General features: G+C 65.0%; 26 protein-coding genes. 15 read left to right on the forward strand and 11 right to left on the reverse strand.

Going from position 1 to position 24,532, the window contains the following annotated elements; all coding sequences use genetic code 11:
• Positions 1-84 precede the first annotated feature (84 nt).
• From KG104_RS06280 to KG104_RS06310, 7 genes are all read left to right on the forward strand, one after another.
• A complete protein-coding gene (locus KG104_RS06280) occupies positions 85-1,194 on the forward strand; it encodes a histidinol-phosphate transaminase (protein WP_207347583.1) in 1,110 nt (369 codons plus the stop codon).
• Positions 1,195-1,287: 93 nt separating this feature from the next.
• Positions 1,288-1,905 (forward strand): imidazoleglycerol-phosphate dehydratase HisB, encoded by a 618-nt coding sequence (gene hisB / locus KG104_RS06285; RefSeq protein ID WP_207347584.1) that lies wholly within the window; start codon positions 1,288-1,290, stop codon positions 1,903-1,905.
• Entirely contained in the window at positions 1,902-2,537 is a 636-nt protein-coding gene (gene hisH, locus KG104_RS06290) for an imidazole glycerol phosphate synthase subunit HisH (RefSeq protein ID WP_104055419.1), read from the forward strand. Before hisB ends, hisH begins: the two co-directional genes overlap by 4 nt.
• A gap of 4 nt (positions 2,538-2,541) precedes the next feature.
• Positions 2,542-2,700 (forward strand): hypothetical protein, encoded by a 159-nt coding sequence (locus KG104_RS06295; protein WP_181032386.1) that lies wholly within the window; start codon positions 2,542-2,544, stop codon positions 2,698-2,700.
• Positions 2,701-2,738: 38 nt separating this feature from the next.
• On the forward strand, positions 2,739-3,488 hold the full coding sequence (gene priA / locus KG104_RS06300) for a bifunctional 1-(5-phosphoribosyl)-5-((5-phosphoribosylamino)methylideneamino)imidazole-4-carboxamide isomerase/phosphoribosylanthranilate isomerase PriA (protein WP_104055420.1): 750 nt from the start codon (positions 2,739-2,741) through the stop codon (positions 3,486-3,488).
• A gap of 5 nt (positions 3,489-3,493) precedes the next feature.
• Entirely contained in the window at positions 3,494-4,342 is an 849-nt protein-coding gene (locus KG104_RS06305) for an SseB family protein (RefSeq protein ID WP_104055421.1), read from the forward strand.
• Positions 4,343-4,377: 35 nt separating this feature from the next.
• Positions 4,378-5,673 (forward strand): MFS transporter, encoded by a 1,296-nt coding sequence (locus KG104_RS06310; RefSeq protein ID WP_104055422.1) that lies wholly within the window; start codon positions 4,378-4,380, stop codon positions 5,671-5,673.
• 80 nt (positions 5,674-5,753) lie between these two features.
• Here KG104_RS06310 and KG104_RS06315 read toward each other — a convergent pair whose 3' ends face one another.
• From KG104_RS06315 to KG104_RS06325, 3 genes are all read right to left on the reverse strand, one after another.
• Positions 5,754-6,287 (reverse strand): GNAT family N-acetyltransferase, encoded by a 534-nt coding sequence (locus KG104_RS06315; RefSeq protein WP_207347585.1) that lies wholly within the window; start codon positions 6,285-6,287, stop codon positions 5,754-5,756.
• Positions 6,288-6,394: 107 nt separating this feature from the next.
• Entirely contained in the window at positions 6,395-7,078 is a 684-nt protein-coding gene (locus KG104_RS06320; protein WP_207347586.1) for a DnaJ family domain-containing protein, read from the reverse strand.
• A 133-nt stretch (positions 7,079-7,211) separates the two neighbouring features.
• Positions 7,212-7,640: a DUF1844 domain-containing protein gene (locus tag KG104_RS06325; protein ID WP_104055425.1), complete on the reverse strand. Its 429-nt coding sequence runs from the start codon at positions 7,638-7,640 to the stop codon at positions 7,212-7,214.
• 399 nt (positions 7,641-8,039) lie between these two features.
• Between KG104_RS06325 and infC the strand changes: the two genes are divergently transcribed.
• The 5 genes from infC to KG104_RS06350 all read left to right on the forward strand — a co-directional run bounded on the left by infC (position 8,040) and on the right by KG104_RS06350 (position 12,177).
• Positions 8,040-9,038, forward strand: coding sequence for a translation initiation factor IF-3 (gene infC, locus KG104_RS06330; protein ID WP_237688682.1), 999 nt, complete (start codon positions 8,040-8,042; stop codon positions 9,036-9,038).
• A gap of 115 nt (positions 9,039-9,153) precedes the next feature.
• A complete protein-coding gene (gene rpmI / locus KG104_RS06335) occupies positions 9,154-9,348 on the forward strand; it encodes a 50S ribosomal protein L35 (protein WP_104055427.1) in 195 nt (64 codons plus the stop codon).
• Between the two features lie 121 nt (positions 9,349-9,469).
• On the forward strand, positions 9,470-10,126 hold the full coding sequence (gene rplT, locus KG104_RS06340) for a 50S ribosomal protein L20, sunset domain variant (protein ID WP_104055428.1): 657 nt from the start codon (positions 9,470-9,472) through the stop codon (positions 10,124-10,126).
• A 20-nt stretch (positions 10,127-10,146) separates the two neighbouring features.
• Positions 10,147-11,076, forward strand: a complete 930-nt coding sequence (locus KG104_RS06345) for a TrmH family RNA methyltransferase (RefSeq protein ID WP_207347587.1) — start codon at positions 10,147-10,149, stop codon at positions 11,074-11,076.
• Positions 11,077-11,217: 141 nt separating this feature from the next.
• The gene (locus KG104_RS06350; protein ID WP_207347588.1) at positions 11,218-12,177 is read left to right on the forward strand and encodes a cation diffusion facilitator family transporter; all 960 of its coding nucleotides are present in this window, start codon (positions 11,218-11,220) and stop codon (positions 12,175-12,177) included.
• Here KG104_RS06350 and KG104_RS06355 read toward each other — a convergent pair.
• Positions 12,083-13,327 carry an MFS transporter gene (locus KG104_RS06355; RefSeq protein ID WP_207347589.1) on the reverse strand — a complete coding sequence of 415 codons (1,245 nt, stop codon included), beginning with the start codon at positions 13,325-13,327 and terminating at the stop codon, positions 12,083-12,085. The two genes, KG104_RS06350 and KG104_RS06355, sit on opposite strands and share 95 nt — an antisense overlap.
• Before the next feature lie 187 nt (positions 13,328-13,514).
• On the opposite strand from KG104_RS06355, the gene KG104_RS06360 reads away from it, so the two are divergent.
• Positions 13,515-13,943 carry a (deoxy)nucleoside triphosphate pyrophosphohydrolase gene (locus KG104_RS06360; RefSeq protein WP_104055598.1) on the forward strand — a complete coding sequence of 143 codons (429 nt, stop codon included), beginning with the start codon at positions 13,515-13,517 and terminating at the stop codon, positions 13,941-13,943.
• Between the two features lie 93 nt (positions 13,944-14,036).
• Here KG104_RS06360 and KG104_RS06365 read toward each other — a convergent pair whose 3' ends face one another.
• On the reverse strand, positions 14,037-15,107 hold the full coding sequence (locus KG104_RS06365; RefSeq protein WP_207347590.1) for an Rv2578c family radical SAM protein: 1,071 nt from the start codon (positions 15,105-15,107) through the stop codon (positions 14,037-14,039).
• A gap of 41 nt (positions 15,108-15,148) precedes the next feature.
• Positions 15,149-15,544: a hypothetical protein gene (locus tag KG104_RS06370; protein ID WP_307858996.1), complete on the reverse strand. Its 396-nt coding sequence runs from the start codon at positions 15,542-15,544 to the stop codon at positions 15,149-15,151.
• 195 nt (positions 15,545-15,739) lie between these two features.
• Here KG104_RS06370 and pheS point away from each other — a divergent pair, with 195 nt between their 5' ends.
• Positions 15,740-16,822 (forward strand): phenylalanine--tRNA ligase subunit alpha, encoded by a 1,083-nt coding sequence (gene pheS, locus KG104_RS06375; protein ID WP_104161870.1) that lies wholly within the window; start codon positions 15,740-15,742, stop codon positions 16,820-16,822.
• The gene (gene pheT, locus KG104_RS06380; RefSeq protein ID WP_207347592.1) at positions 16,823-19,366 is read left to right on the forward strand and encodes a phenylalanine--tRNA ligase subunit beta; all 2,544 of its coding nucleotides are present in this window, start codon (positions 16,823-16,825) and stop codon (positions 19,364-19,366) included.
• A 63-nt stretch (positions 19,367-19,429) separates the two neighbouring features.
• Here pheT and KG104_RS06385 read toward each other — a convergent pair whose 3' ends face one another.
• From KG104_RS06385 to pelF, 5 genes are all read right to left on the reverse strand, one after another.
• Positions 19,430-19,819 carry a hypothetical protein gene (locus KG104_RS06385; RefSeq protein WP_207347593.1) on the reverse strand — a complete coding sequence of 130 codons (390 nt, stop codon included), beginning with the start codon at positions 19,817-19,819 and terminating at the stop codon, positions 19,430-19,432.
• A 136-nt stretch (positions 19,820-19,955) separates the two neighbouring features.
• On the reverse strand, positions 19,956-20,795 hold the full coding sequence (locus KG104_RS06390) for an endo alpha-1,4 polygalactosaminidase (RefSeq protein WP_207347594.1): 840 nt from the start codon (positions 20,793-20,795) through the stop codon (positions 19,956-19,958).
• Complete coding sequence (locus KG104_RS06395; protein ID WP_207347595.1) at positions 20,792-21,475, reverse strand: spherulation-specific family 4 protein; 684 nt, start codon at positions 21,473-21,475, stop codon at positions 20,792-20,794. Before KG104_RS06395 ends, KG104_RS06390 begins: the two co-directional genes overlap by 4 nt.
• The gene (locus tag KG104_RS06400; RefSeq protein ID WP_207347596.1) at positions 21,472-22,803 is read right to left on the reverse strand and encodes a hypothetical protein; all 1,332 of its coding nucleotides are present in this window, start codon (positions 22,801-22,803) and stop codon (positions 21,472-21,474) included. The genes KG104_RS06395 and KG104_RS06400 overlap by 4 nt, the downstream gene beginning before the upstream one ends.
• Positions 22,800-24,359, reverse strand: a complete 1,560-nt coding sequence (pelF, locus tag KG104_RS06405) for a GT4 family glycosyltransferase PelF (RefSeq protein ID WP_207347597.1) — start codon at positions 24,357-24,359, stop codon at positions 22,800-22,802. Before pelF ends, KG104_RS06400 begins: the two co-directional genes overlap by 4 nt.
• Positions 24,360-24,532: the final 173 nt, after the last annotated feature.

Consider the following 24,532-nt stretch of genomic DNA (forward strand, 5'->3'; position numbering starts at 1 on the left):
TGCTCAATAACGCGGGACGTAACAAGGCAGGGCGTGCAGCCCGCAGATTCTTCCCGCTCCGCCTTCGAGTCTTAAGCTGTACAGGTGACTGAACAGCTGGCGAGACTCAACCGACTTCCTCTGCGCGATGACCTCCGCGGACTGACGCCCTATGGCGCACCCCAGTTGGATGTGCCCATCCTGCTGAATGTCAACGAGAATACGCATGGCCTGCCGAAATCCGTGCGGGAGGCGATTGCGATCTCCGTGGAGCGGGCCGTGGCCGGACTGAACCGCTACCCGGACCGGGAATTCACGGAACTGCGGGACCGGCTTGCCGCTTACCTCGGCCACGGACTGACCTCCGAAAATATCTGGGCCGGGAACGGCTCGAACGAGGTCCTGCAGCAGATTCTCCAGGCGTTCGGCGGTCCCGGACGGACGGCCATGAGTTTCCCGCCCACTTATTCCATGTATCCGCTGCTCGCCAGCGGCACCGGCACCCGCTACGTCACGGGACGCCGAAGCGACGACTTCGGGCTTACGGCTGAGTCAGCTGCAGAACAGGTTCGCGCCGAGGCGCCGAACATCGTCTTCCTTTGCACTCCGAACAACCCCACCGGCACAGCGCTTTCACTGGATGTTGTGGAGGCCGTCTACGAGGCGGGGGCCGCGTCAGAGGCCATCGTGATCGTGGATGAGGCCTACGGCGAGTTCTTCCATGCCGGCACTCCGAGCGCCCTGGAACTGCTGCCGGGACGCGAGCGACTGATCGTCTCACGCACCATGAGCAAAGCCTTTGCGCTCGCCGGAGCCCGGATCGGCTACATGGCAGCCGCCCCCGAGGTTACCGATGCCCTCCGCCTGGTGCGGCTGCCGTACCACCTGTCCGCCATCACGCAGGCCACCGCCAACGCTGCGCTGGAACACGCAGATGCTTTGCTGGCCAACGTTGAGGACATCAAGGTTCAGCGCGACCGCATTGTCTCCGAGCTGCAGGATCTGGGTCTGAAGCCCGCCCCCTCAGACGCGAACTTCGTCTTTTTCGGCGGAATGGAGGATCCCCGGGCCGTCTGGGAAGGCCTGCTGGAGGCAGGCGTCCTGGTGCGCGACGTCGGGATCCCCGGCCATCTGCGTGTCACCGCCGGCACGGAGCCGGAGACCAGCGCCTTCCTCGCACGGCTCCGCGAGCTGCTGGCCGCCGGCATCCGGTAACTGGGCCGGGCGCCCGCGCTGCCGCGGCCGGAACAGCACCGGCCGGCAGACACTAAACTGTTAGCAGAGACCATCTTCTTTCAAAGGAAAACCATGACCGTGGAAACCGCCACCGGCCGCACAGCCCGCCTCGAACGGGTTACCAGTGAATCGTCAGTGGTAGTGGAGCTGGACCTGGATGGAACCGGCCAGTCCAACATCAGCACGTCCGTGCCGTTCTATGACCACATGCTGACAGCCCTGGCCAAGCATTCCCTGATGGATCTCACGGTCCAGGCGACCGGGGACACTCACATTGATGTCCACCACACCGTCGAGGACATCGCCATCAGCATCGGCGAGGCGCTGAAGACGGCGCTGGGCAACAAGGCTGGGATCCGGCGCTTCGGCGAAGCAACGGTTCCACTGGATGAGGCACTTGCCAATGCAGTGGTGGACATCTCCGGTCGGCCCTATCTCGTGCACACGGGGGAGCCGGCAGGACAGGAATACCACCTGATCGGCGGGCACTTCACCGGCTCGCTTACCCGCCATGTCTTTGAAGCGATCACCCTGCACGCCCAGATCTGCCTGCACATGACCGTCCTCGGAGGACGCGACCCCCACCACATCGTGGAGGCCCAGTTCAAGGCCTTCGCCCGGGCGCTGCGTGCTGCCGTGGAATCGGATCCCCGCGTCGAGGGCATCCCCTCCACCAAGGGTGCCCTGTGAGCCGCAATGTCACGGTCCTGGACTATGGCTCCGGAAACATCCGGTCAGCTGTCCGCGCCCTGGAACATGTCGGAGCCAATGTCACCCTGAGCTCCAAATCCGCCGACGTCCTGAACGCCGACGGGCTGCTGGTGCCCGGCGTCGGCGCCTTTGCCGCGGTGATGCAGGGCCTGAAAGAGGTTGACGCGCTGCGCCTGATTGGTCGCCGCATTGCCGGCGGACGTCCCGTGATGGGCATCTGCGTAGGCCTTCAGGTCCTCTTCGACGAGGGCGTGGAGCACGGCGTGCGGACTCCCGGAATGGGGGAGTGGCCCGGAGTCGTGGAACGCCTGGACGCCGAAGTGGTGCCGCACATGGGGTGGAACACCGTGGAGCCGCCGGCTGGTTCCGAGCTTTTCGCCGGCATCGAGGATGAGCGTTTCTACTTTGTGCACAGCTACGGCGTGCAGAAGTGGGACTTCGACGTGACCCAGCCCGCCATGCGCGCACCCCAGGTCACCTGGTCCGAGCACGGCAGCCGCTTCATTGCCGCTGTGGAGAACGGTCCGCTGACCGCAACACAGTTCCATCCGGAAAAGTCCGGTGACGCCGGTGCGGCGCTGCTGGAAAACTGGCTGAAGACGCTGGGTTAGGGCTATGTGGAGCGTCATCCTGATGGGCCTTGCCGGAATTCTGATCGGCGGCGCAATTTCCTTCCGCCGCCAGGGCATGTCCAAAATCATCACCATTAGTTTCTGGGTCCTTGCGGGAATGTCCCTGCTCGGCGCCTACCTCCTGATCGACAGCAGCGTCTGACCAATCGCCGCTGCCGGAATTCCCACGGAAAGCAAAACATGTCACTTGTTGAAACACCCGTCCTTGAACTTCTGCCCGCCGTTGACGTAGCTGACGGCCAGGCCGTCCGCCTGGTTCAGGGTGAAGCCGGCAGCGAAACCAGCTACGGCGATCCGCTCGATGCGGCCATGGCCTGGCAGAACGACGGCGCCGCCTGGGTTCATTTGGTGGACCTTGACGCAGCTTTCGGCCGCGGTTCCAACCTGCCCCTGCTCAAACGCGTTGTTGACCAGCTGGACATCAAGGTGGAGCTGTCCGGCGGCATCCGCGACGACGCGTCCCTGGATATGGCCCTGGAACTGGGCGCCAGCCGCGTCAATCTGGGCACCGCCGCACTGGAAAACCCGGAGTGGACCGCCAGTGCCATTGCCCGCTACGGCGAGGCCATCGCCGTCGGCCTCGATGTCCGCGGCACCACCCTGGCAGCCCGCGGCTGGACCAAGGAAGGCGGCGATCTGTGGGAGGTCCTGGCCCGTCTGGAAGACGCCGGCTGCCCGCGCTACGTAGTCACCGACGTCACCAAGGACGGAACCCTGCGCGGACCGAACCTTGAACTCCTGCGCGAGGTGCTGCAGCGCACCGACCGCCCCGTGGTCGCCTCAGGCGGCATCTCGTCCCTGGATGACCTGGCCGCTCTGCGCGAACTTGTTCCCCTGGGCCTGGAAGGCACGATTGTGGGCAAGGCACTCTATGCAGGCGCCTTCACCCTGCCGCAGGCCTTCGACATCGCCGGCCATCCGGAGCGCTAGGACCCATGGCTGAGCGCGCCCTTCCCGGCCACATTGCCGCCGCCCTCGCCGGGGCAGGCGGTCCGGCCGATTCCGCCGGGCAGTCCTGGGCCGGCCGGGACCTCTCCGGCGACGGCAACCCGCTCCATAATTTCGACGCCGACGACGGCAGCGCCGATGCCGGCTACCTCGCAGCGCTGGCTGCGCTGGAGGACGGCAGCGGCACCGAAGCACAGGTGGTGGCCACGCTGGCCACCGCCCGGGTGTTTGTCCCCATTGTCGCCAGCCTGGCCGAGGAAGCGGAATCCGATCACGGCCTGGTTGCGGACAAGGAAGCAGACATGGCTTTGGTCACGCTGACGGCGCCGGACGGACGCAAGGCCCTGCCGGTGTTCACGTCCGTTCCCGCGCTGCAGAACTGGCATCCGAAGGCCCGTCCTGTTGCTGTGTATGCCGCCCGTGCGGCGCTCTCAGCCGTATCGGAGGAGGCGCAGCTGCTGGTGGTGGACCCCGGCGCGGACATTACCTTCGTGGTGCGCCGCCCGGCCATGTGGGCCCTGGCCCGGCAGCGGGACTGGACTCCGTCCTACGCGGACCAGGAAGTCGCCCGGGCCGTGTCTGCTGCGGTCGACGTCGAACCGTCCGTTACCGGAGTTGAGCTTGTCCAGGCCCCGGCAACGGCGACCCGGTCGGCGCGCGGAACGGTCATCGCCGGAGGCGGTGCCGGTCCTGAGCTTAGAATGGTTCTTCACCTGGCACCGGGACTGGATGCGCAGGCGGTGCAGGGCATCGCCGGATTGCTGCAGCAACGGCTCGCTGCCGATCCTTTGTTTGTTGAGCGCGTGGATTCCCTGGAACTCAAGATCACGCGCTGACCCGTTGGGCGGGGGACCGCCGGAAGAGAAGTGCTGTGAATTTTGCCTCCTACGGGGAGCTGCTCCGTGTCGCCCCGATCCGCCGGCTGCTGCTGGTTGGAATGATTGCCCGGTTCCCGCACTCGGCGGCCGGAGTGCTGCTGACCCTGCACGTGGTCATGACCATGGACATGGGATATGCCAAGGCCGGCGCCGTAGCTGCCGTGGTCACGGTGGGCATCGCCTTCGGCGCCCCGTGGCGCGGCCGCCGGGTGGACAATGTGGGCCTGCGCCGGGCCCTGATTCCCTCCGTCATTTCCGAGGCGGTCATCTGGTCCATCGCTCCGCACGCCAGCTATGAGTGGCTGCTGGTGCTGGCACTGATCGGCGGCGTCTTCACGCTTCCGGTCTTCAGCGTGGTGCGGCAGTCCCTGGGCGTGATGGCAACGGGAGAGCAGCGCCGAACGGCCTTTGCCCTGGACTCCATCGCCACCGAGCTTGTCTTCATGGGCGGACCGGCACTGGGCGCCATCCTGGCCACCTCGCTCTCCTCCGTGGTGGGACTGACCCTGGTGGGAATTTCGACGTCGCTCGCCGGCCTGCTCCTGATCTGGTTCAACCCGCCCACCCGGTCCGAGAATCCGCAGAAGGCCGCCACCGAGGTCCAGGAGCGGGAAGCCGCCAACGCTGCCGTCGTGGCTGCCGCTCCCGCGCACCTGGCAGAGGCCTCTTCGGAGCTTCAGCCGCTGGCGGTGCTGAGCCGGCGGGCGCGGCTGCGCTCGGGTTTCTCCTGGTTCACGCTCAGCGTGGCCGTGGTTTTTGCCGTGGCGGTGGGCGCGGGACTGCTGCTGTCCAGCTCCGACGTCGGCATCGTGGCCCTGGTGGAATCCTCCGGCAACCCGCAGGAAGTGGGAATCGTCTTTGCCGCCTGGTGCGCCGCATCCGTGGTGGGCGGGCTGATCTACGGGGGAATGCGCCGGCGGATCTCGCCGATGCTGCTCCTGCTGGCGATGGCCGTTCTGACTCTTCCCATGGCCCTGGCCACGGACACGATCAGTTTGGCGCTGCTGTCCATTCCGGCCGGGCTGCTCTGCGCTCCGGTGCTGTCCTCCGCGTCCGAACGTGTGGCCGACCTGGTTTCTGAAGAGCGCCGGGGTGAAGCCATGGGCTGGTATGGATCCGCGCTGACGTCCGGCACGGCTCTCGGCGCCCCGCTGGCAGGCGCGGCCATTGACATTGTGGGTCCGTGGGCAGGCTTTGCCTTCGCCGGGGTCTCTGCGTCGCTGCTGGTGCTGGTCACCCTGACCGTACGAAAGTTCAGCCGGCGCGGCGAGCGGCTCTCAGCGGTGTGACCTTCGGGGGGAGCTGCACGGCAGCCCCGGAAGCAAATCCCCAGTACCCGGCGGGTCATCAAACTTTCGGGCGGGTGCAGTTAGCCGCCGGTGTTCAGATGCGAATAGACAGCCACGTCCATGCGCCGATTCCCCACCGGCAGCGCGGCGCGCAGGACACCGTCCAGGGCGAAGCCCAGCCGCTTGGCCACTGCCGTACTCCGCTGGTTGTCGGCAACCGTTCGGATTTCCACCCGGAGCATGCCGGCTTTCCGGGCGTGCTCCAGCAGTGCCCGGCAGGAACGGGTCACGGCGCCCCTGCCTTCATGGTCCGCGTCGATCCAATAGCCCAGCTCCGCGGTTTTCAGGTAGGAGTTGAGCCGCACGGACGCGGCGCCGATCAGCGAGTCTCCACAAATAATTACGGCGGGAAGTACGGTTCCGGCAACGAAGTCCGCAAGCTGTGCGCGGGTGAAATCCACCGACCCTGACAGGGTCTGTTCCTCATGAGCCCAGGGTTCCCAGGGTTGGAGCCGGTCCAGGTTTCGAAGCGTCAGCTGATGCATCTCCTCGGCCGTGTCCAGGGTGCGCAGTCCTAGGGAAAAGCCGCCGCCGATGTCATGGATAAATTGCATGAGGTACATCCTGCCGCGTCGGCCGGCGGACGGAGCGGACATTTCCCTAGCGTGTCCACCGCCGGCTTGAGCGAATCCAGCCGTGCCCGTACCGGTGCGTTCAGAGGTCAGGCATTGCCCTGCGGGCCGCGCAACCGGCCGCGCAACCGTCCGCCCATACGGTGCATCCAGCCGCGGAAGCCGGGCTGCTGCGCCTGGCCCGCGACTCCGCTTCCGCCGGGTTCTATAAATCGGGCTACGGGGCCCTCCTCGGCCGAGCCTGCGCGCAGTCCGCGCCGTGCCCGCCAGCCGAGCACCTCTTCGTCAACGTTCCGGAGCTTGGTGATGACGGGAGGCCCGCCCTGCAACTGGCGGCGTGCCTCGATGACGCGGACGTTGAAGTCCTCTACGGCGTCGCGCACCTCGCGTTCGGACGGCAGCTGATCCAGCCGCTCCTCGAATTTCTCGTCCTCCACGCGCAGCAGCAGAGCCGGCGGCCCCAGCCCGCTGATGTTCTCGCGTTTGATCAGCCGCTTGATCCACCAATCCGGGTCGGGATCATCAAGGCCGGGAATCGGCTTGCCGGCGTACTGCAGATTGTCGAACTCGCCGCGCCCCATGGCGTCCCTGATGAGGTAATCCGCCTTCTGTGCCTCACTGAACTTCCGGCGTCTCTCGAGTGCTTCCCCGGATTCCGAGGCGCCCAGGCCCTCGGGCAGCTTGTATCCGGCTGCTTCGGCTGTTCCGGCGGCTTTGAGCCGTGCCGCCTGTTCCAATCGCTTCCGGTAACCTGCCGCACCGCCGCCGGCCATTGCGCGTCACCGCCTCCCGTTATGCGTCCCAATGAACGTCCCGTTCAGGTTACTCAACGGGCACGGGCACAGAAAAGCCCGGCGGGCCTGCCGGAAACGGCGGGCCCACCGGGCTCAGGGGAAAACGGAGGAACTAGTTGACGGGACCGGTGAACTTCTCGCCCGGGCCCTTGCCCGGAGCGTCCTGAATTTCGGAGGCCTCGCGGAAAGCCAGCTGGAGCGAACGCAGTCCGTCACGCAACGGTCCGGCATGCTGGCTGCCAATCTCAGGTGCGGCCGCAGTCACGAAACCGGCCAGGGCCGTAATCAGCTTGCGGGCCTCATCCAGGTCCTTCAGCTCCTCGGCGTCCTCGCCGTCGGCCAAACCGCACTTGACGGCCGCAGCGCTCATCAGGTGAACGGCAGCGGTGGTGATAACTTCGATAGCGGGAACCTCGGCGATATCGCGCATCTGGGCCGCCACTTCCTGCTCTTCAGCGGACGGGGCGTGCACCTCTTCCGTGGTTCCGGGGAAAGAATGGCGGGTGTGCTCGCCCGCCGGGTTGCTCTGTGGGGTACTCATACTGGTAAGCTTGTCACAGACCGACTGGTTGTCGTTACTTTCAGCGCCTTTTGCAGGCACCGCCCTTCACCGAGCGGATGTTGAGAGTTTCACATCAGCCAGTATGCAAGCGGAGACTCCTCCCACCCGCGTCAGCCTGAATCTTCAGTCCACGTGCCCTAGGGCGCCTGTGCAGAAGCAGAGTTGCCGGGTATGGTCGGCCCCCGGTGGGGGCCAGGCATTGCCTGGCCAACCAACCCGGGAGGTTGCTGCTGATGCGGCACCCGCCGACCCCTCGAGGCCTCCGATTGCGCGTGCAATTGGGGGCCTTCTTCAGTTGCAGGCGGTAGCCGTTTTGAATAAAACAGGAGCTGCAACATTAGCGAGCCAAGAATCAATGATCGAATCCGCGTCCCTGAGGTGCGGCTGGTAGGACCGGCTGGAGAGCAAGTTGGGGTTGTCCGTATCGAAGACGCCCTGCGTCTCGCTGCCGAATCCGACCTGGATCTTGTTGAGGTGGCACCGCAGGCTAAGCCTCCGGTGTGCAAACTAATGGACTTCGGCAAGTACAAGTACGAAGCCGCCGTCAAGGCCCGTGAGGCACGCAAGAACCAGACGAACACCGTCCTGAAGGAAATCCGGTTCCGTCTGAAGATTGACACCCACGACTACGAAACCAAGCGCGGGCATGCCATGCGCTTCCTTGCAGCAGGTGACAAGGTCAAGGCCATGATCCAGTTCCGCGGCCGCGAACAGCAGCGTCCGGAAATGGGCATGAAGCTGCTGAACAAGTTCGCAGCCGACGTCGCCGAGGTGGGTGTGGTTGAGTCCACTCCGCGCATCGACGGCCGCAATATGGTCATGGTTATCGGCCCGCTGAAGAACAAGGCCGAGGCCAAGGCCGAAGCACGCCGTGCAACGCAGCGCGCTGACGCCAAGGCAGCCAACGAGGCCGCCAAGAACGGCGAGGCTCCTGCTCGGGTGGATACTTCCGCCGAGAACAAGGCGCCCCTGACGCAGAGCCTGGCAGATCTTCTGCCGGACGGCCTGCGGCTGGGTTCCTCCGCTGCGGAGGCCGATAAGGCGCGCGCAGAGAAGGAAAAAGCTGACAAGGAAATGGCCGAGAAGCGGGCACAGGCAGCAGCCGAGAAGGCCGCATCCGACGCACGCCGCGCAGCTCAGGCTGCCAAGGCTCCGGCTCCGCAGCCGGCCGCTGAAACGCCGGCAGCTCCGGCTGCACCCGCTGAAGCTAAGCCTGCAGCCGCCCCGAAGCCGGCCGCAGTGCCCAAGCCCACGGCAATGAAGCCTGCACCGAAGCCCGCTGCCCGGCCCAAGCCGGCTGCTGCGCCCAAACCTGCTGGCAAGGCTGCTCCTTCACGGGGTGCAGCAAGCCAGAACAAGCCCGGAACTGCCGAGTAAGTCTCAGCTTTTCCTGCAGGACGTCCCGGCGTCCAGTAACAACCCCTGGCATCTGTAAAGGTGCCCAAAGCCCCGCGGGTCCAGGCCCGCGGAAACCTAAAGGAGATCGGTAGTCATGCCGAAGATGAAGACCCACAGTGGCGCCAAGAAGCGCTTCAAGCTGACCGGAACCGGCAAGCTCAAGCGCCAGCAGGCCAACCGCCGCCACTACCTCGAGCACAAGCCGTCCACGCTGACGCGCCGCCTCGCCAGTGACAAGCTTGTTGCCCCGGCAGATGCCAAGGTCATCAAGAAGATGCTGGGCATCTAGTCTTTCCCCCTCGACAGGCGGCCCGTCCGGGCCGCCGTCACCCCACCAAGCTTTTCCGGGCCTGAGTACCAGGCAAGAGCACCTCGCGGTGCACGGAAGATTTATCTGAAGGAGTACGCACGTGGCACGTGTGAAGCGGGCGGTAAACGCCCACAAGAAGCGCCGGGTTATTCTCGAGCGCGCCAAGGGTTACCGCGGACAGCGTTCACGCCTGGTCCGCAAGGCCAAAGAGCAGCTGCTGCACTCGTTTGTGTACAGCTACGGCGACCGCCGCAAGCGCAAGGGTGACTTCCGCCGCCTGTGGATCCAGCGCATCAATGCTGCATCCCGCGCCAACGGCCTGACCTACAACCGTCTGATCCAGGGCCTGAAGGCCGCTGAGATCCAGGTTGACCGCCGCATGCTGGCCGAACTGGCCGTCAACGACGCCGCCGCGTTCGCCACGCTGGTCCAGATCGCCAAGAACGCTCTGCCGTCCGACACCTCGGCTCCGGCCGTTGCCGCTGCTCCGGCTCCCGCTGCCAAGGCCGCTCCGGCCAAGGCTGCCAAGCCGGCCGCTGCTGTTGCCGACGCTCAGGGTGGCTTCAAGGCTTCCGAGGGCGACGCTCCCGAGGGCTTTGTCATCAAGGGCAACCTGGGCTCCGGCAAGTACCACGTTCCGGGTTCCACCTGGTACGAGCAGACCGTTGCTGAGTACTGGTTCAACTCCGTGGAAGCAGCTAAGGCTGCCGGCCTGGAGCCTGCTGGCGGAGAATCCCGCCAGAAGTTCCAGGGCTAGAAATCGGTTATTAGCCGATCATGAGTATCGATGGGCGCCCGCCGGCTCCGTTAATGTCCAACCCCCGAGCAGATCGGGTCAGGGATGTTGCGAAGCTGGCCGGGCGCCCAGCGCGTTTAAAGACGGGCCGCTTTGTCGCCGAAGGACCGCAGGCCGTCCGCGAGGCGCTGCTGTCCCACCGGGTCGACGTCGAAAGCGGCGGCGCCGGCGTCGTGCTGGAAGTCTTCGCCACCCAGACGTGCCTTGACCGGCTGCCCGAACTGGCGGATCTGGCCGGTGACGTGTCGCTGCGCCTGGCTACGGATGAAGTCATCGGCGCGATGGCCACCACCATCTCCCCGCAGGGCATCGTGGCCGTGTGCCGCATCCAGGACTACGACCTGGATGAAGTACTGGCCTCCGGAGCCCGGCTGATTGCCGTTTTGTGTGAAGTCCGCGACCCCGGAAACGCCGGAACAATCCTCCGCGCCGCTGATTCCGCCGGTGCCGACGCCGTGGTGCTGACGGCCTCAAGCGTGGATATCCACAACCCCAAAGCCGTGCGTTCCACTGCCGGCTCCCTGTTTCACCTGCCGGTGGTTACCGGCGTGGAATTCGATTTCCTCATGTCAGCCTTCCGCGCCCACGGCCTGACCGTTTTGGCAGCGGATGGCTACGGCAGCGTGGACCTTGACCGGCTGCAGGACGAAAGCGCCCTCCGCTGTCTGGCTCCCCAGCAGGCCGGGCCCGACGACGGCGCTTCCGCGGCTTCTGCGGACCCAGCTCAGCCCCGCCTGGAAAACTCCACGGCCTGGCTGTTTGGCAATGAGGCCCAGGGCCTGTCCGAGGGTCAGCTTGCCGACGCCGATTACCGCGTGGCCGTTCCCGTCTACGGGCGGGCCGAAAGCCTGAACGTGGGAACCGCGGCCACCGTTTGCCTGTACGCTTCGGCGCGTGCGCAAAACCGCTGAACCACTGCCTGAATCCATTGTGTGACTCGAGCCCCGCTGCGGCCGTCCGCAACTGATAAGCACCCTTGCTAACCGCTAAAGTAGCCGCAGGACAAATCCCCGGAGAGCGGGGAGAGCATACTTGCGAAGCGGGTTTCCATCATGTCTGCCAGCGGCGGTAATAAGGCGGTGGTTGCGGCACTGTCCGCCAACCTCGTCATTGCGTTCCTGAAGTTCCTTGCGTTTGCCCTGACGCGCTCCTCCTCGATGCTCGCCGAAGCAATTCACTCGGTGGCGGATTCCGGCAACCAGGTTCTCCTTCTGGTGGGCGGCAAGCGTGCCGCCCGCCAGGCCAGCCCGGAACATCCTTTCGGCTACGGCCGCGAGCGGTATATCTACGCATTCATCGTCTCCATAGTCCTGTTCAGTGTGGGTGGCCTGTTTGCCCTATATGAGGCGTACTCCAAGTGGCAGGACCCGCATCCGATCGAGGGACAGTGGTGGTGGGTGCCGCTGGCGGTTTTGGTGGGTGCGATCCTGGCAGAGGGTTTCTCCTTCCGGACAGCCATGCGCGAATCCAACCGGACCCGCGGCAAGAAGTCCTGGATCGACTTTGTCCGCACCGCAAAGGCTCCGGAACTTCCCGTGGTGCTGCTCGAGGACTTCGGTGCACTGCTGGGACTGCTCTTTGCACTGTTCGGCGTGAGCCTGACCCTCGTCACCGGAAACGGTGTCTGGGATGCCGCCGGAACAGCCATGATCGGACTTTTGCTCGTGGCCATCGCGGCAGTGCTGGCAGTGGAAACCAAATCACTGCTGCTGGGTGAATCGGCCACCGCAAGCGACGTTCGCCGCATCGAAGAGGCCATCACCGCGGACGGAACCCGGATCATTCACCTCAAGACCCTGCACCTGGGCCCCGAGGAACTGCTGGTAGCCGCGAAAATTTCCGTGGACAAGTGTGAAACGGGTGAGCACATCGCCGAAGCCATTAACGGAGCCGAAAGTCGGATCCGGGAGGCAGTTCCTATTGCGCGGGTGATTTATCTGGAACCGGATGTGTACGTGCAGCCTCAGCCACAGCAGGCTGCCGGGGATCCTTCCGGTCCAGCCGGCCGCTGATCAGGGCGATGCCCAGTCCCATCAGGGCCAGGACGGCACCGACGACGGCGGGGGAGCGGTAGCCCCAGCCCCAGGCAATGACGAGTCCGCCCAGCAGCGCGCCGAGGGCGTTGGCCATGTTCAATGCGGAGTGGGTCAGGGATGACGCCAGGGACTGCGCGTCGGGGGACACATCCAGCAGGCGCGTCTGCAGCGGCGGAACCAGCATGGAGCCGATGGCTCCCACCAGGAACACCAGCGCCAGGGCGCCGGCCTTGTACTGGACCAGCCAGGCATACGAGGCCAGAATCACGACCGTGCCGGCCAGGATCCCGTAGATGCTCCGCATGACGCTGCGGTCCGCCAGGCGTCCGCCGGCAATGTTCCCCACCACGTTGCCGAGACCGTAGAGTCCAACGATCAGGGGCAGGAGGTCGGTACTGAAGCCGGCGACATGGGTCATGGTCGGGGAAATATACGCATACACGGCAAAGAACCCGCCGAAGCCCACCGTGCCCACCAACAGGGCCAGCCACACCTGTACCCGCCGCAGGGCTCCCAGTTCGCGGCGGATACTGGCGCCGGGAAGGGTCGCCTGGTGCGGTACGAAGCGCACCATCAGGATGACTGTGAGCAGTCCGATCAATCCCACGAGGACGAACATCCAGCGCCATCCGGCCTGCTGTCCCAGCCAGGTGGCGAAGGGAACGCCGACGACGTTGGCAATGCTCAGGCCGAGCATCACCATGGAGATGGCCCGTGCGCGGCGCGTGGGGGCGACCAGTGAGGCGGCGATGACGGCGGCGACGCCAAAGAAGGCTCCGTGCGGAAGCCCGGAAACAAAGCGGGTGACCAGGAGCCACTGGTAGTCGGGAGCAAAAAACGAGGACAGGTTTCCGACGGCAAAGAGCATCATCAGCCCCACGGCCAGCTTCTTACGGGGCATGCGTGCGCCCAGTGCTGCGAGGACGGGGGCCCCGACCACCACGCCCAGGGCGTAAGCAGAAATAACGTGGCCGCCGGCAGGCACGGAAATGCCCAGATCGGTGACCATTTCCTGCAGCAGGCCCATGATCGCGAACTCGGTGGTGCCGATGGCAAAACCGCCAACCGCGAGGGCGAAGATGGCAAGGGAAGCCCGCTTGGCATTGAGCGCGGGTGCTAGAGACATGGAACTCTTTCGGAAAGGATGCGGTTGAGCGGATGGACGGCGCCCGGGTGCGTGGACCGAAACAAAGAATGCGGGGAAGGACGCGCAGGGCCCCGGGTTGGTGATCTCCGGGAGCTGGGCGGTTCACCGCAACAGCGCTGTCAGGACAAGCTTAGTCCAGGGCGGCCCGTAGACTCTTTCCGTGTCTATTTCCGAATTGAAGCAAGTTGTTGGTGCCGCGCTCGTGGACAGCTTGGCTGCCCCCACGAAACTGCTGGCCGCCCGGCGCACCGCACCCGAACAGTACGCAGGCATGTGGGAATTCCCCGGCGGCAAGGTGGAACCCGGGGAGACCTGCGAGGAAGGGCTGCACCGGGAACTGCATGAAGAGCTCGGTGTCCGGGTTCGGCTCGGCGCCGAGGTGCCGGGACCGGGCATACAGGGGTGGCCGCTGAACGCGAAGGCTGCCATGCGGGTGTGGCTTGCCGAGGTCACCGAGGGAATTCCGGCCCCGCTCGAGGATCACGATGAGCTGCGGTGGGTGGCCCTTGATCCCCGGGAATTGAAGTCTCTTTCCTGGATCCCTGCCGACCTTCCGATTGTCGAAGCCATGCTGGACACTGCTCTCCGGCCATAAGGCAACAGGTAAGAACCGCGCAGCAGCCCAGAACAGCAGCAGCCCAGAACAGCAGCAGGCCCAGAACAGCGCAGACTCAGAACAGCGGCAGACTCAGAACAGCGTTTGGGCAGCCGTGCCCGCATGCGCCAGGCCGTCAGCGGCCGGGGACGTTCCCATGATGCGGGTTGGCTTCTCCGGGCGGGCACCCGCGTTGCTCCGGGACGGCAGAAACTGGGCCCGCGAGGTGAAGCCGTGCTTCTTCTTGAAGAATTGCACCCGGCCGGCGAGCCACTGCCGGTATTCCTTGGAGGCATAGGTTCCGCCACCGTAAAGCCGGGCGTACTTGCCGGTCAAATGCGGGTAGTCACGGGCAATGAACGCGAGAAACCACTCCCGGGCTCCGGGCCGAAGATGCAGCGCTCCAGCAGTAACTCCGGTGGCTCCGGCAGCGGCCAATGCACCAAAGAGGGCGTCAAGGGACTCATCCCCGTCGGTCAGCCAGGGCAGGATGGGCATGGCCATGACGGAACAGGGAAGCCCTGCCTCGCGGAGCCTGCTGATCAGTTCCAGGCGTGCTTTGGGTGCAGGAGTGCCCGGCTCCACACGGTGCGCCAACTCCGGATCCAGCAGGGCCAGGGAAATGCCCATGCCAATCTCGGTGTCCTGTCCGGCACTTTTCAGCAGGGGAATGTCCCTGGCCAGCAGGGTGCCCTTGGTCAGGATGGAAAACGGTGTGCCGGAGGCCGCCAGCGCCTTGATAATGTCCGGCATCAGCCGATACCGGCCCTCGGCCCGCTGATAAGGATCGGTGTTGGTCCCCATGGCCACGTGCTCGTGCTGCCAGGACGGACGTGCCAGTTCCCGGCGCAGGACCTCGGCAATGTTGGTCTTGACAACGAGCTGGCTGTCGAAATCCAAACCGCTGTCCAAATCAAGGTAGGTGTGTGTCTTCCGCGCAAAGCAGTAGACGCAGGCGTGGCTGCAGCCCCGGTAGGGATTGATGGTCCACCCAAAGGGCATGCCTGAAGTTTTGCCGACTTTATTGAGTGCTGATTTGGAAATCACCTCATGGAAAGTGATGCCGGCAAATTCCGGGGTCTTTACGCTGCGGACCACGCCCTGCAGGGCCAGCAGGGCGTCCTGCGAGCCCGCCGCCTTGGGTTCCTGCGCTTCCCATCTCATGACCACCATTAGAACACATGTTCTAAATGGCGAGAAGGTGGTTAGCTGTAGCCGCCGTCTGCCAGGCCGGCGAGCCGCTCGAAGACGTTGCCCGACGCAGGATCCCCGGTCCGCAGCACGGACAGGCCTGCGGCGGCAAAGTACAGGGGGAGGAAGGCCAGCCCGAGGCCCGCATATTGGCTGGCATGCCGTGCCTCATGCCGCATCAGTGGAGCAGGACCGTCCGGGCCGGGCGAAAAGAGCCGGGCCGCGCGAGGGCGGTACAGGATCACATTGCCAACCGTGAAGGCGGCAGCCTTTGGAAGCGGCCAGGTCCAGCCGCCAGCCAGCAGCAATCCGTCCGGCCCGGGTTTCACCGCACAGTGGCCCGCACGGGCGAGGAGCAGCCCGGCCGGTGTGGTCAGGTTGATGATGTTCAGTAGCTGGCGCAGGTTCACCCTGCCAGTGTAGGAGCGGCGCCGGCCCACGGGTACGGGGCGGGATGTCATCTAGCCGTCACCCCGGGGAGCCGTGCCCCGGTTCGCAGGCCGGGTTGGTTAGACTGGAAGCTACGGGCATTTTCGCTTGCTGTCATACAACCAAAGCCCATCAAAACGTCCATCAACAGGGCCGGAAATAGGTAAGAACTGTACATGTCGAACTCCATACCGGGGACGAACTCCCCAGACACCGTCCCCGAACCCCCCAACCCGCTGGATGAAGCAGCAGTTGCCGCCGCCGTCGATGCGGCGCTCGCAGCCATTGCCGCCGCAGCGGATCTGGATGCTCTCAAAGACGTCCGCATCGCCGTCGCCGGCGACAAGTCGCCGCTGAGCCTGGCCAACCGCACCATCGGTTCCCTTCCCAAGGACCAGAAGTCCGCCGCCGGCAAGCTCGTGGGCCCCGCCCGCGGACGCATCAACGCCGCGCTCGCCGCCCGCACCGTGGAGCTGGAGGCAGAGCGCGACGCGCGGATCCTGGTTGAGGAGGCGGTGGACGTCACCGCAGCTCCGCGCCGCCGCCGCATGGGTGGCCGCCACCCGCTGTCCACCCTGCAGGACCGCGTCATCGACGTATTTGTGGGCATGGGCTGGGAAATCGCTGAAGGCCCCGAAGTGGAATCCGAGTGGTTCAACTTCGACGCACTGAACTTCAAGCCGGACCACCCGGCCCGCGAAATGCAGGACACGTTCTTCGTGGAGCCGCCCGAAGCCCACCTGGTGATGCGCACGCACACCTCGCCGGTGCAGGTCCGCTCCATGCTCGAGCGCGAGCTGCCCATTTACGTCCTGTGCCCGGGCAAGGTGTTCCGCACGGATGAACTCGATGCCACGCACACCCCCGTGTTCCACCAGTTCGAGGGCCTGGCCATCGACAAGGGCCTCACCATGGCGGACCTCGTGGGTACGCTGGAGCACTTCACCCGCGTGCTGTTCGGCGACGAAGCCAAGGTGCGCCTGCGCCCGAATTACTTCCCCTTCACCGAGCCCAGCGCCGAGCTGGACATTTGGCACCCCGGCGCCAAGGGCGGCCCGCGCTGGATCGAGTGGGGCGGCTGCGGCATGGTCAATCCGAACGTGCTGCGCGCGGCCGGCATTGATCCCGAGGTCTATTCAGGTTTTGCCTTCGGCATGGGTATTGAGCGCGCACTGATGTTCCGCAACGAAGTGGGGGACATGCGCGACATGATCGAGGGCGATGTACGTTTCAGCGAACACTTCGGGATGGAGATCTAAGTGAGAATCCCACTTTCCTGGCTGCGCGAGTATGCCCAGGTTCCGGCGGACGCAACCGCCGAAGACGTCATGGCCGAACTGGTCAAGGTAGGCCTGGAGGAAGAGGACGTCCACCGTCCCGCCGACGAGCTGTCCGGCCCCATTGTTGTGGGCCAGGTCCTCTCCATGGAGCCCGAGCCCCAGAAGAACGGCAAGACCATCAACTGGTGCACCGTCCGCGTGGTGCCCGAGGGCGCCGAGCAGACGCTCACAGGTGACGGCATTGACCCCTCCGGAGTGCAGGGCATCGTTTGCGGTGCTCACAACTTCACGGTGGGTGACAAAGTGGTGGTGACCCTTCCCGGTGCCGTGCTGCCCGGAGACTTCCGGATCAGCCCGCGCAAGACCTACGGTCACGTGTCCGCCGGCATGATCGCCTCGGTGCGTGAACTGGGCATCGGCGATGACCACGACGGCATCCTGGTCCTTTCCCGGCTGGGGCTGGACCCCGAGATCGGCACCGACGCCATGGACCTGCTGGGCCTGTATGACGAGGCCGCAGAAATCAACGTCACCCCTGACCGCGGCTACGTGTTCTCCATCCGCGGCGCCGCCCGCGAATACGCCCACGCCACCGGAACGAAGTTCACGGACCCGGCTGCCGCCGTCGTCGTCCCCGAAGCCGACGGCAAGGGTTACGGCGTGCGGCTGGAAGACCAGGCTCCCATCTACGGCAAGGCCGGCTGCGACCGCTTTGTGGCCCGGACCGTCCGCGGCGTGGATCCCACGCGCCCGACTCCGCCGTGGATGTCCTCGCGGCTGCGCCTGGCCGGGATGCGCTCAATCTCGCTGATCGTGGATATTTCCAACTACGTGATGCTGGAACTGGGCCAGCCCCTGCACTTCTATGACCTGGACAAGCTTTCCGGGGACATCGTGGTGCGCCGGGCAACTCCGGGGGAGACGCTGAAGACCCTGGATGAGAAGGTCCGCACGCTGGATCCCGAGGATCTGCTCATCACCGACGATTCCGGTGCCATTGGCATCGCCGGCGTGATGGGCGGTGCGGAAACCGAAGTGTCCGATGCCACGCAGAACGTCCTGATCGAGGCCGCGCACTTCGAGGAAGTCAGCATTGGCCGCTCCCGCCGCCGGCACCGCCTGCCGTCCGAGGCGTCCAAGCGTTTTGAGCGCGGCGTGGACTGGAACATCGCCGACATTGCCGCGCAGCGTGCCGTGGACCTGCTGGCCGAACTGGCCGGCGGCACCGTCGACGCATCAGTGACCGACGTCGGCACGGCCCCGGAGGCCAAGGCCATTGACCTGCCGGCAGACTTCGCCTCCAAGCTGATCGGTTACGACTTCAGCGAGGACCAGATCACCGGAACGCTGACCGATCTGGGTGCCGCAGTGGCGAAGACGGCCGGCGGTTACTCCGTGACGCCGCCAAGCTGGCGCCCCGACCTGGAGACGCGCGAGGACCTTACCGAGGAAATCATCCGCCTGGTGGGCTACGAGAACATTCCGTCCACCCTGCCCACGGCTCCTCCCGGCCGGGGACTGACCCGGATCCAGCAGCAGCGCCGCCGCCTGCAGCAGGCTCTGGCTGCTTCCGGACTGACAGAGGTGTTGTCCTATCCGTTCGTCACGGAAGAGGACAACAACACCTTCGGAACGCCCGACGCCGGCACCTCGCCGGCCGCGGTTAAGCTGGCGAACCCGCTCAGTGCCGAGTTTGGCTACCTGCGCACCTCGGTGCTGCCGGGACTCTTCGAGGTCGCCAAGCGCAACCTTTCCCGCGGTTTCCGCGATCTGGCCCTGTTTGAGTCCGGGTCGGTCTTCCTGCCCGGGGAGCAGCTGGGAACGGCGTCCATTCCTCCGCTGGGCGTCCGCCCGTCGGAGGAAGTCCTGGACTCCCTGTATGAAGGCGTTCCGGATCAGCCGCTGCACATTGGCGTGCTGTTCACCGGCCACGAGTCACAGCCCGGCGCCGGTTTCACCCCGCGCGCCTGGGACTGGGCCGACGCCGTGGATACCGCCCGCCTGATGGGCGACGTGCTGGGCGTGGAACTGGTGGTGAGCCAGGGCGAGCATCAGGCCTTCCATCCCGGACGCACCGCCAAGCTGTCCCTGCGCAGCGGCGAAACTGTTGGTTACGCCGGCGAGCTGCATCCCAAGCTGCTGGCCGCGCGTGACATGCCGGCCCGTACGGTGGCGCTGGAGCTCGACGCCGATGCCCTGTTCGACGCCGCGCCCGAGGTGATTGTGGCCCGTGCGATTTCCTCGTTCCCGGCCACCACCCAGGACGTGGCACTGGTGGTGGAAGCCTCCATTCCCGCCGAGACTGTCTTGGAGACCTTGCGCGAAGGCGCCGGGGAACTGCTGGAGGACATCGCGCTGTTCGATGTCTACTCGGGCAAGGGAATTGAAGAGGGGCACAAGTCCCTGGCCTTCGCTCTGCGCTTCCGTGCTCCGGACCGGACCCTGACTGCTGATGAGGCGTCGGAGTCCCGGGCCGCCGCCGTCGCGCTGGCTGCCGAGCGGTTTGGTGCCGTCCAGCGCTAACAGCTGTGGTGCACTGAAGGGTCCTGCCGGGTTTCGGCGGGGCCCTTCGCCGTTTCGATGCCCTCAGCGGCCTCCCTTGGCGAGGTAGTCCGCGCCGTCATAGTGGACGTGGAGGGTATTGATGAGCCCAGCCCCGTCGAAGGTGAAAAACTCCGCGAACCGCACGTTTCCGCCGGGCATTGCGGCGTCGTAGAGTATTGCCGACGATGACTCGTCGTGAACCTCCCGGAGAATGTCGAGGCCTTCCACAGTTGCGATGAAGCCGCTGACTCCCTGCAGGAAGCTCTCCGTGGCATCCGGACGGTGGCCGGCCATGGCGCCGGTGAAGTCAAGCCGCTCGGACAATAGAGGGCGCAGGGTGCTTCCGTCGCCATAGGCCTCCGGCCCCTCGGACAGGATGCGGTAATACTCGCGCAGTGCCGGCGGTGCCGAGGGGGAGAGATTTCCGTCCATGATTACTACTTCCTTATCTGGGTGCAGGCGGCCCGTCCGATCCGCCACTCACGTTTTCCGGGGTCAGCCTAAGTGTGGCAGCGCAGGGCGGGTCACGAACAGGGATCCGGGAGTATCTCCTTGAGGGAAATGCCGCTCAGCAGGAGGATCTGGCCGGCCCAAGATCCAGCGGTTTCAGCATGGAGGACAGCCCGATCCGCCGGGACTCGGCGCAAAAGTCCAGCGGCCCTTGATATTCGACGTGCAGAACGGCCTTTCCCTCGTCGGCGAAGGGCTTGTACGCCTCGCATTCCCCGTACCGAAAACACTCCTCATTGACGGCAAAATCAAAGTCATCCGCCAGTTCGGGAATCTGGTCGATGTCGTTCTTCAAGCCCACCGATAATCCGCGGGCATGGGCCAGTTCTGCAACGGACCGGTTGTAGGCCACCTGGTCATCCGCCGTCAGCGGGAAGCCCGTCTCATTGACATAGCCGTCAACATTGTCGGGTTCCACGGCGTCGAATCCCTTCGCCGCGCAGGTATCCATTCGTGCTGCCATGATCGGCAGGAGAACGTCCGTCCGGCGGATGTCCAGCCACCGCTCATCCGGCCAGCCGTCCACGATGTTCCCCAGGACCGTTTCCGGGAACTGTTCTGCATCGCCCCGGAAGTCCTCCCAGGAACCAACCGACAAATAGCAGATTGAGTGCCTGCCGTTTTCCTTTAGGGTGTCATTGTCCGTCTGTGTTGCTGTCTCGTAGTCGACGTCATACACGTCGGCGTCCACCGTGAGGTCCAGCGCACCGCTTAGCTGCCACTGCCAGCTGTCTGAGGGAGACGGGGTCCACCGCACAGACACTGGCTCCGCCCGCGCTTCCGGGATGACCTCGGCCGTGACGTCAGGAACGGGTGTGCAGGCGCCCAGTGAGAACGGGAGGAACGCGGCGCAGGCCACCGCGGCAACGCGCGCTTTGTGCCGGAGATGTCTTTTCACGGACTCACCCTCTCAGCGGACAAACGGGCGGAGACGGCGGTGGAGGTTCCCAGCCAAGGGTTGGGCAGGGTCCGGTCGGTGGCAAAGACATACCCTGCGCCGTGACTTCCTGCAGCAAGGCGGACGGCCTCGATCTCACCGGGGCCGCAGCCGTACACCAAATGCCACAGCTGGGACGGCGGTATGCTGCGCGCCCAGTCGGGTGGGCGAAAATCCGCGTAGGCCTCTGCTGTGCCCTCAAAGACAGCGGTGACATCGAACAGATTCAGATGTGCCTGCGAGGGAAACCTGCCGGGGTTGGCGGCCAGGAAGGTGATTCCTGCGGCTCGAGCGGCAGCCGCGTATTGAGCGCACTGCACAAGGCTTTTCGGATGGGAAGGAAGCTCGTCGAGCATGATTCCGTCGAGACGGTACAGCCTTTGCCAAGTCTCAATGTCCCGGGCAACGTCCGCCACCGGCCGGTTTCCGTAATCCACCCGCACGTACCCAAGCAGGCGTATGCACGGCCGCAGTGCCGCCACAGCGTCAGGATAGTACTCGTCGTCGTCGCGCCCCGGCCCGTTGTGGACATTGAGAATGGCAAACGAAACCCTTCCGTGCTGAGCGGCCAACCAACTCCATTCCTGCGGAGCAACAGCCGGATGGACGTACCAGGGAATGGCGGTCCGTGCTTTCTTCACGCGTACGTCCTCGGATCGGACACGCGGCTCAGCAGCACGCCGATCCCGGCTACCAGGAACGCCGCGGCTACGAGTATGCCGGCTGTATTTCCTGCTGCAATCCAGGCCTCCGCGGAAAAGAAAGCGGCACCGGCAAAAACCACTCCGCCGCCAGGCAGCCCAAAGGCGGCCAGCGTGGTGGACGTAGTGGCCAGGGAGCTGAAGGCCGCCGCCACCAGCACGGTGGTGGCAACTCGGGTGTCCTCGACCAGGAAGACGACCACAAGGGTGGATACAGATGCGGAGATGACTACTATCGCTGCGGACATTGTCATGGTGAGCGACCGCGCGTTCCGGGCTGCGTGCCGCAGCAGCGGGGTCCGGTTGGAGGACCAGACGAGTCGCTGCCGCATGAGCACCAGAGCCGGATCCGTGGCTGCCGCGGCGACGACCGTGGCTACGATAAGCGCTGTTCCCTCCCAGTCCGGCAGGCGGGTCAGAGCCAATGACAGAGCCGCGGCAAGAAAGGAGGCCTGGGCGGCCGGCGCGACAGCAGCGCTCCAGCCTCCGTGCCCGAACAAGCGCCGATCGCTGCTGGTTCGCAGGTGCATCACCAGCACAACGGTGACCGACGCCAGCACCAGGACTGCCACGGACACAACAATGGCCGTGGCAGTGCGGTGGTTCAGGATCAGCGCCAGGGCAACAATTGGGACGGCAAGCCCCAGGATCGTTAACAACAACCGGGAGTTGCCGAGGATTACGAGCATGGAGACGACGCAGGAGTACCAGCACCAGGCCATGAGGAGGCCTGCCCAGCCTTGGTCATGGCCGGGAAGGACCGTGGAAACCGCTAAGTAACAGGCCAGGGCCAGGATGACCAGGATGGTTGCACCGGTCCCGCGGGCGACCCCGCGGTTCACCTGCCCAGCACCGGCCTGTGCCCAAACGATGCCCGAGATGGACTGACCGATAATCCAGGCCCCGATTCCTGCGATGAGGACTTCCCGGGTGCTGGCGGCCATCACTGTGGCAGTGAGACCGCCGAGAAAAGCACCCAGGATCAGGACTATGCCTCGCCGGACGGCCTCAAACAGTGCGTCCCGGGACACCCAGGATTCCTGGTTGCCTGCACTCCGGATCACTGTGCGCACCTGGACAAGGGATTGGGCGTAGTCGAACACGTCCCTGGCTCCATGCCACCTGCGGGCGGTGCGGTCGGTGACGCCGGAGGACTCCAGCCTGGCGGTAATCTCGTACACGTCAACCGCGTCGAAACCGGCCTGATCGTTCGAGAACGCCGCCACCGGCCTCCCTGCTCCGGGCACAGCAACACTGTCAGCGCTCATGCCGATACCCTCAGCGCCACTGCGTCCAGCGGTGTTGCGTCATGGAGTGCGGTCATTTTCGTCGGGAACGAGCCGGTCGGCGCCGACGCCAAAATGGCAGCGCCTTGCTTCGGTTTCAGCAGCCTTCCGGTACGGGCGGCCAGGTAGGCCTCCCGGTACCGGGTCAGGCACCGCTCCAACGTGAACTCGGAAAGCGCCCGTCGCCGTGCTGCGGCGCCCATGGCGGCCCGGCGCCTCGGATCGGTCAACAGGGAGACACAGGCATCAGCAAACGCAGCGTGGTCCCGGGCGGCAACCAGCATGCCTGTGGACTCGTGCTCGTCAAGGCATTCTCCTACGCCTCCAACATCGGTGTTGACCGTTGCGCGACCGCACATCATCGCTTCGATCAGGGTGAACGGCAGTCCTTCCGAAATACTCGACAGTGCTACCACGTGACCGGCCTCAATGGCCGGCCGGCTGCCTTTGCTGGGGCCTTCCCAATGAACTGCCTCTGCCACACCGAGAGCCCGCGTCAGGGCAACCAGCAGCTCCTTGTAGGCTGCGTTTTCTTTGGGAGTTGGACCGAAAATGCGCAATTGGGCATTAGGCACCCGTTCACGAACCAGCGCAAAAGCGGATATCAGCGTTTCCAGGTCCTTCAGGGGATCGATCCGGCCCACAAAGCTGATGGTTGGAAGCTCCGGCTCGGAGGTGACGGGCAGGAAAGTCAACGGGTCAACTCCGTTCGGAATGGTGTAGATGCGCTCCGGAAGCGCTCCGAGCCGGCGCTCCCAGCGGGCATTGAACTGGTTCACGGGAAGGACCATGTGTGCGCGCACGTTCACGACTTGGCACAGCCGCCGCAGGAACGCGGTGACCGCGCGTCGCACCGGCCAGGACAAATGAGCGCCGTAGAGCGCCAGGTAGCGCTCACGCAGGTATACCCCGTGCTCAGTCAGCAGGATGGGTGTCCCGTGCCGCCATGACTGCGCCAGCGCAAGCAGGGATGAGGGACCGTTACTGGAGGCATGGACCACATTCACCTTTCCCAGCCGGTGATCGAGGAGGGCAAGGGCACGGTCCACGATGCTGGCAGCCATGACGGCATCCGCGACCGAGATGGGAGGTTCGCCGACGCTGACCAGATGCCGGGTCCATGCAGCAATGATCGCTGCCACGGAGCCACGGGTTGCGAGGGAGCGAGCCAATCCAATCCGGTCACTGATGCCCACGAGGTGCTGCAGGGCGTTGGCGGTCCTCCCCACGGGATCCTGCCGTTCGGATCCCAGCGCGGCGTCCCACAACCGCTCAAGTTCATATTGGGTGGACTCAATCCAGTAGCGGCGCCGGGGGGTGGGGCGAAGCGGAGAAGCGGAGGGTCCCCAGACCGGAATCAGTCGAACCGATCGAACATTGGGGGGCACCGCCCATACGGGTTTTTCGGCTCCGCTGCCCGTGAGCGCGACCACGTCAAAGTCGTGCTCCGGAAGTCCGGTCAGGAGCTGGTCGCACCACGTACTTACGCCGCCTGTGACGACCGGGTAGGTTCCTTCGGTGATAAGGGCTATTTTCATGTGATTGCCCCTTCGGATAGGTACAGGGGCCGAGACTTCAGCGGGTTTCCCTTTTGAAACAAGACCGGCATGCACAGCATTTAAGACTCTCTTACGGATTGGCGATATCTGCTCCTATGGCCAGTGCCTGCGGCGGATATCGATCCCAGTAAATGTCATGCCGGTGCAGCAAT

It is taken from the genome of Arthrobacter sunyaminii, assembly GCF_018866305.1.
GTDB classification, from domain to species: domain Bacteria; phylum Actinomycetota; class Actinomycetes; order Actinomycetales; family Micrococcaceae; genus Arthrobacter_B; species Arthrobacter_B sunyaminii.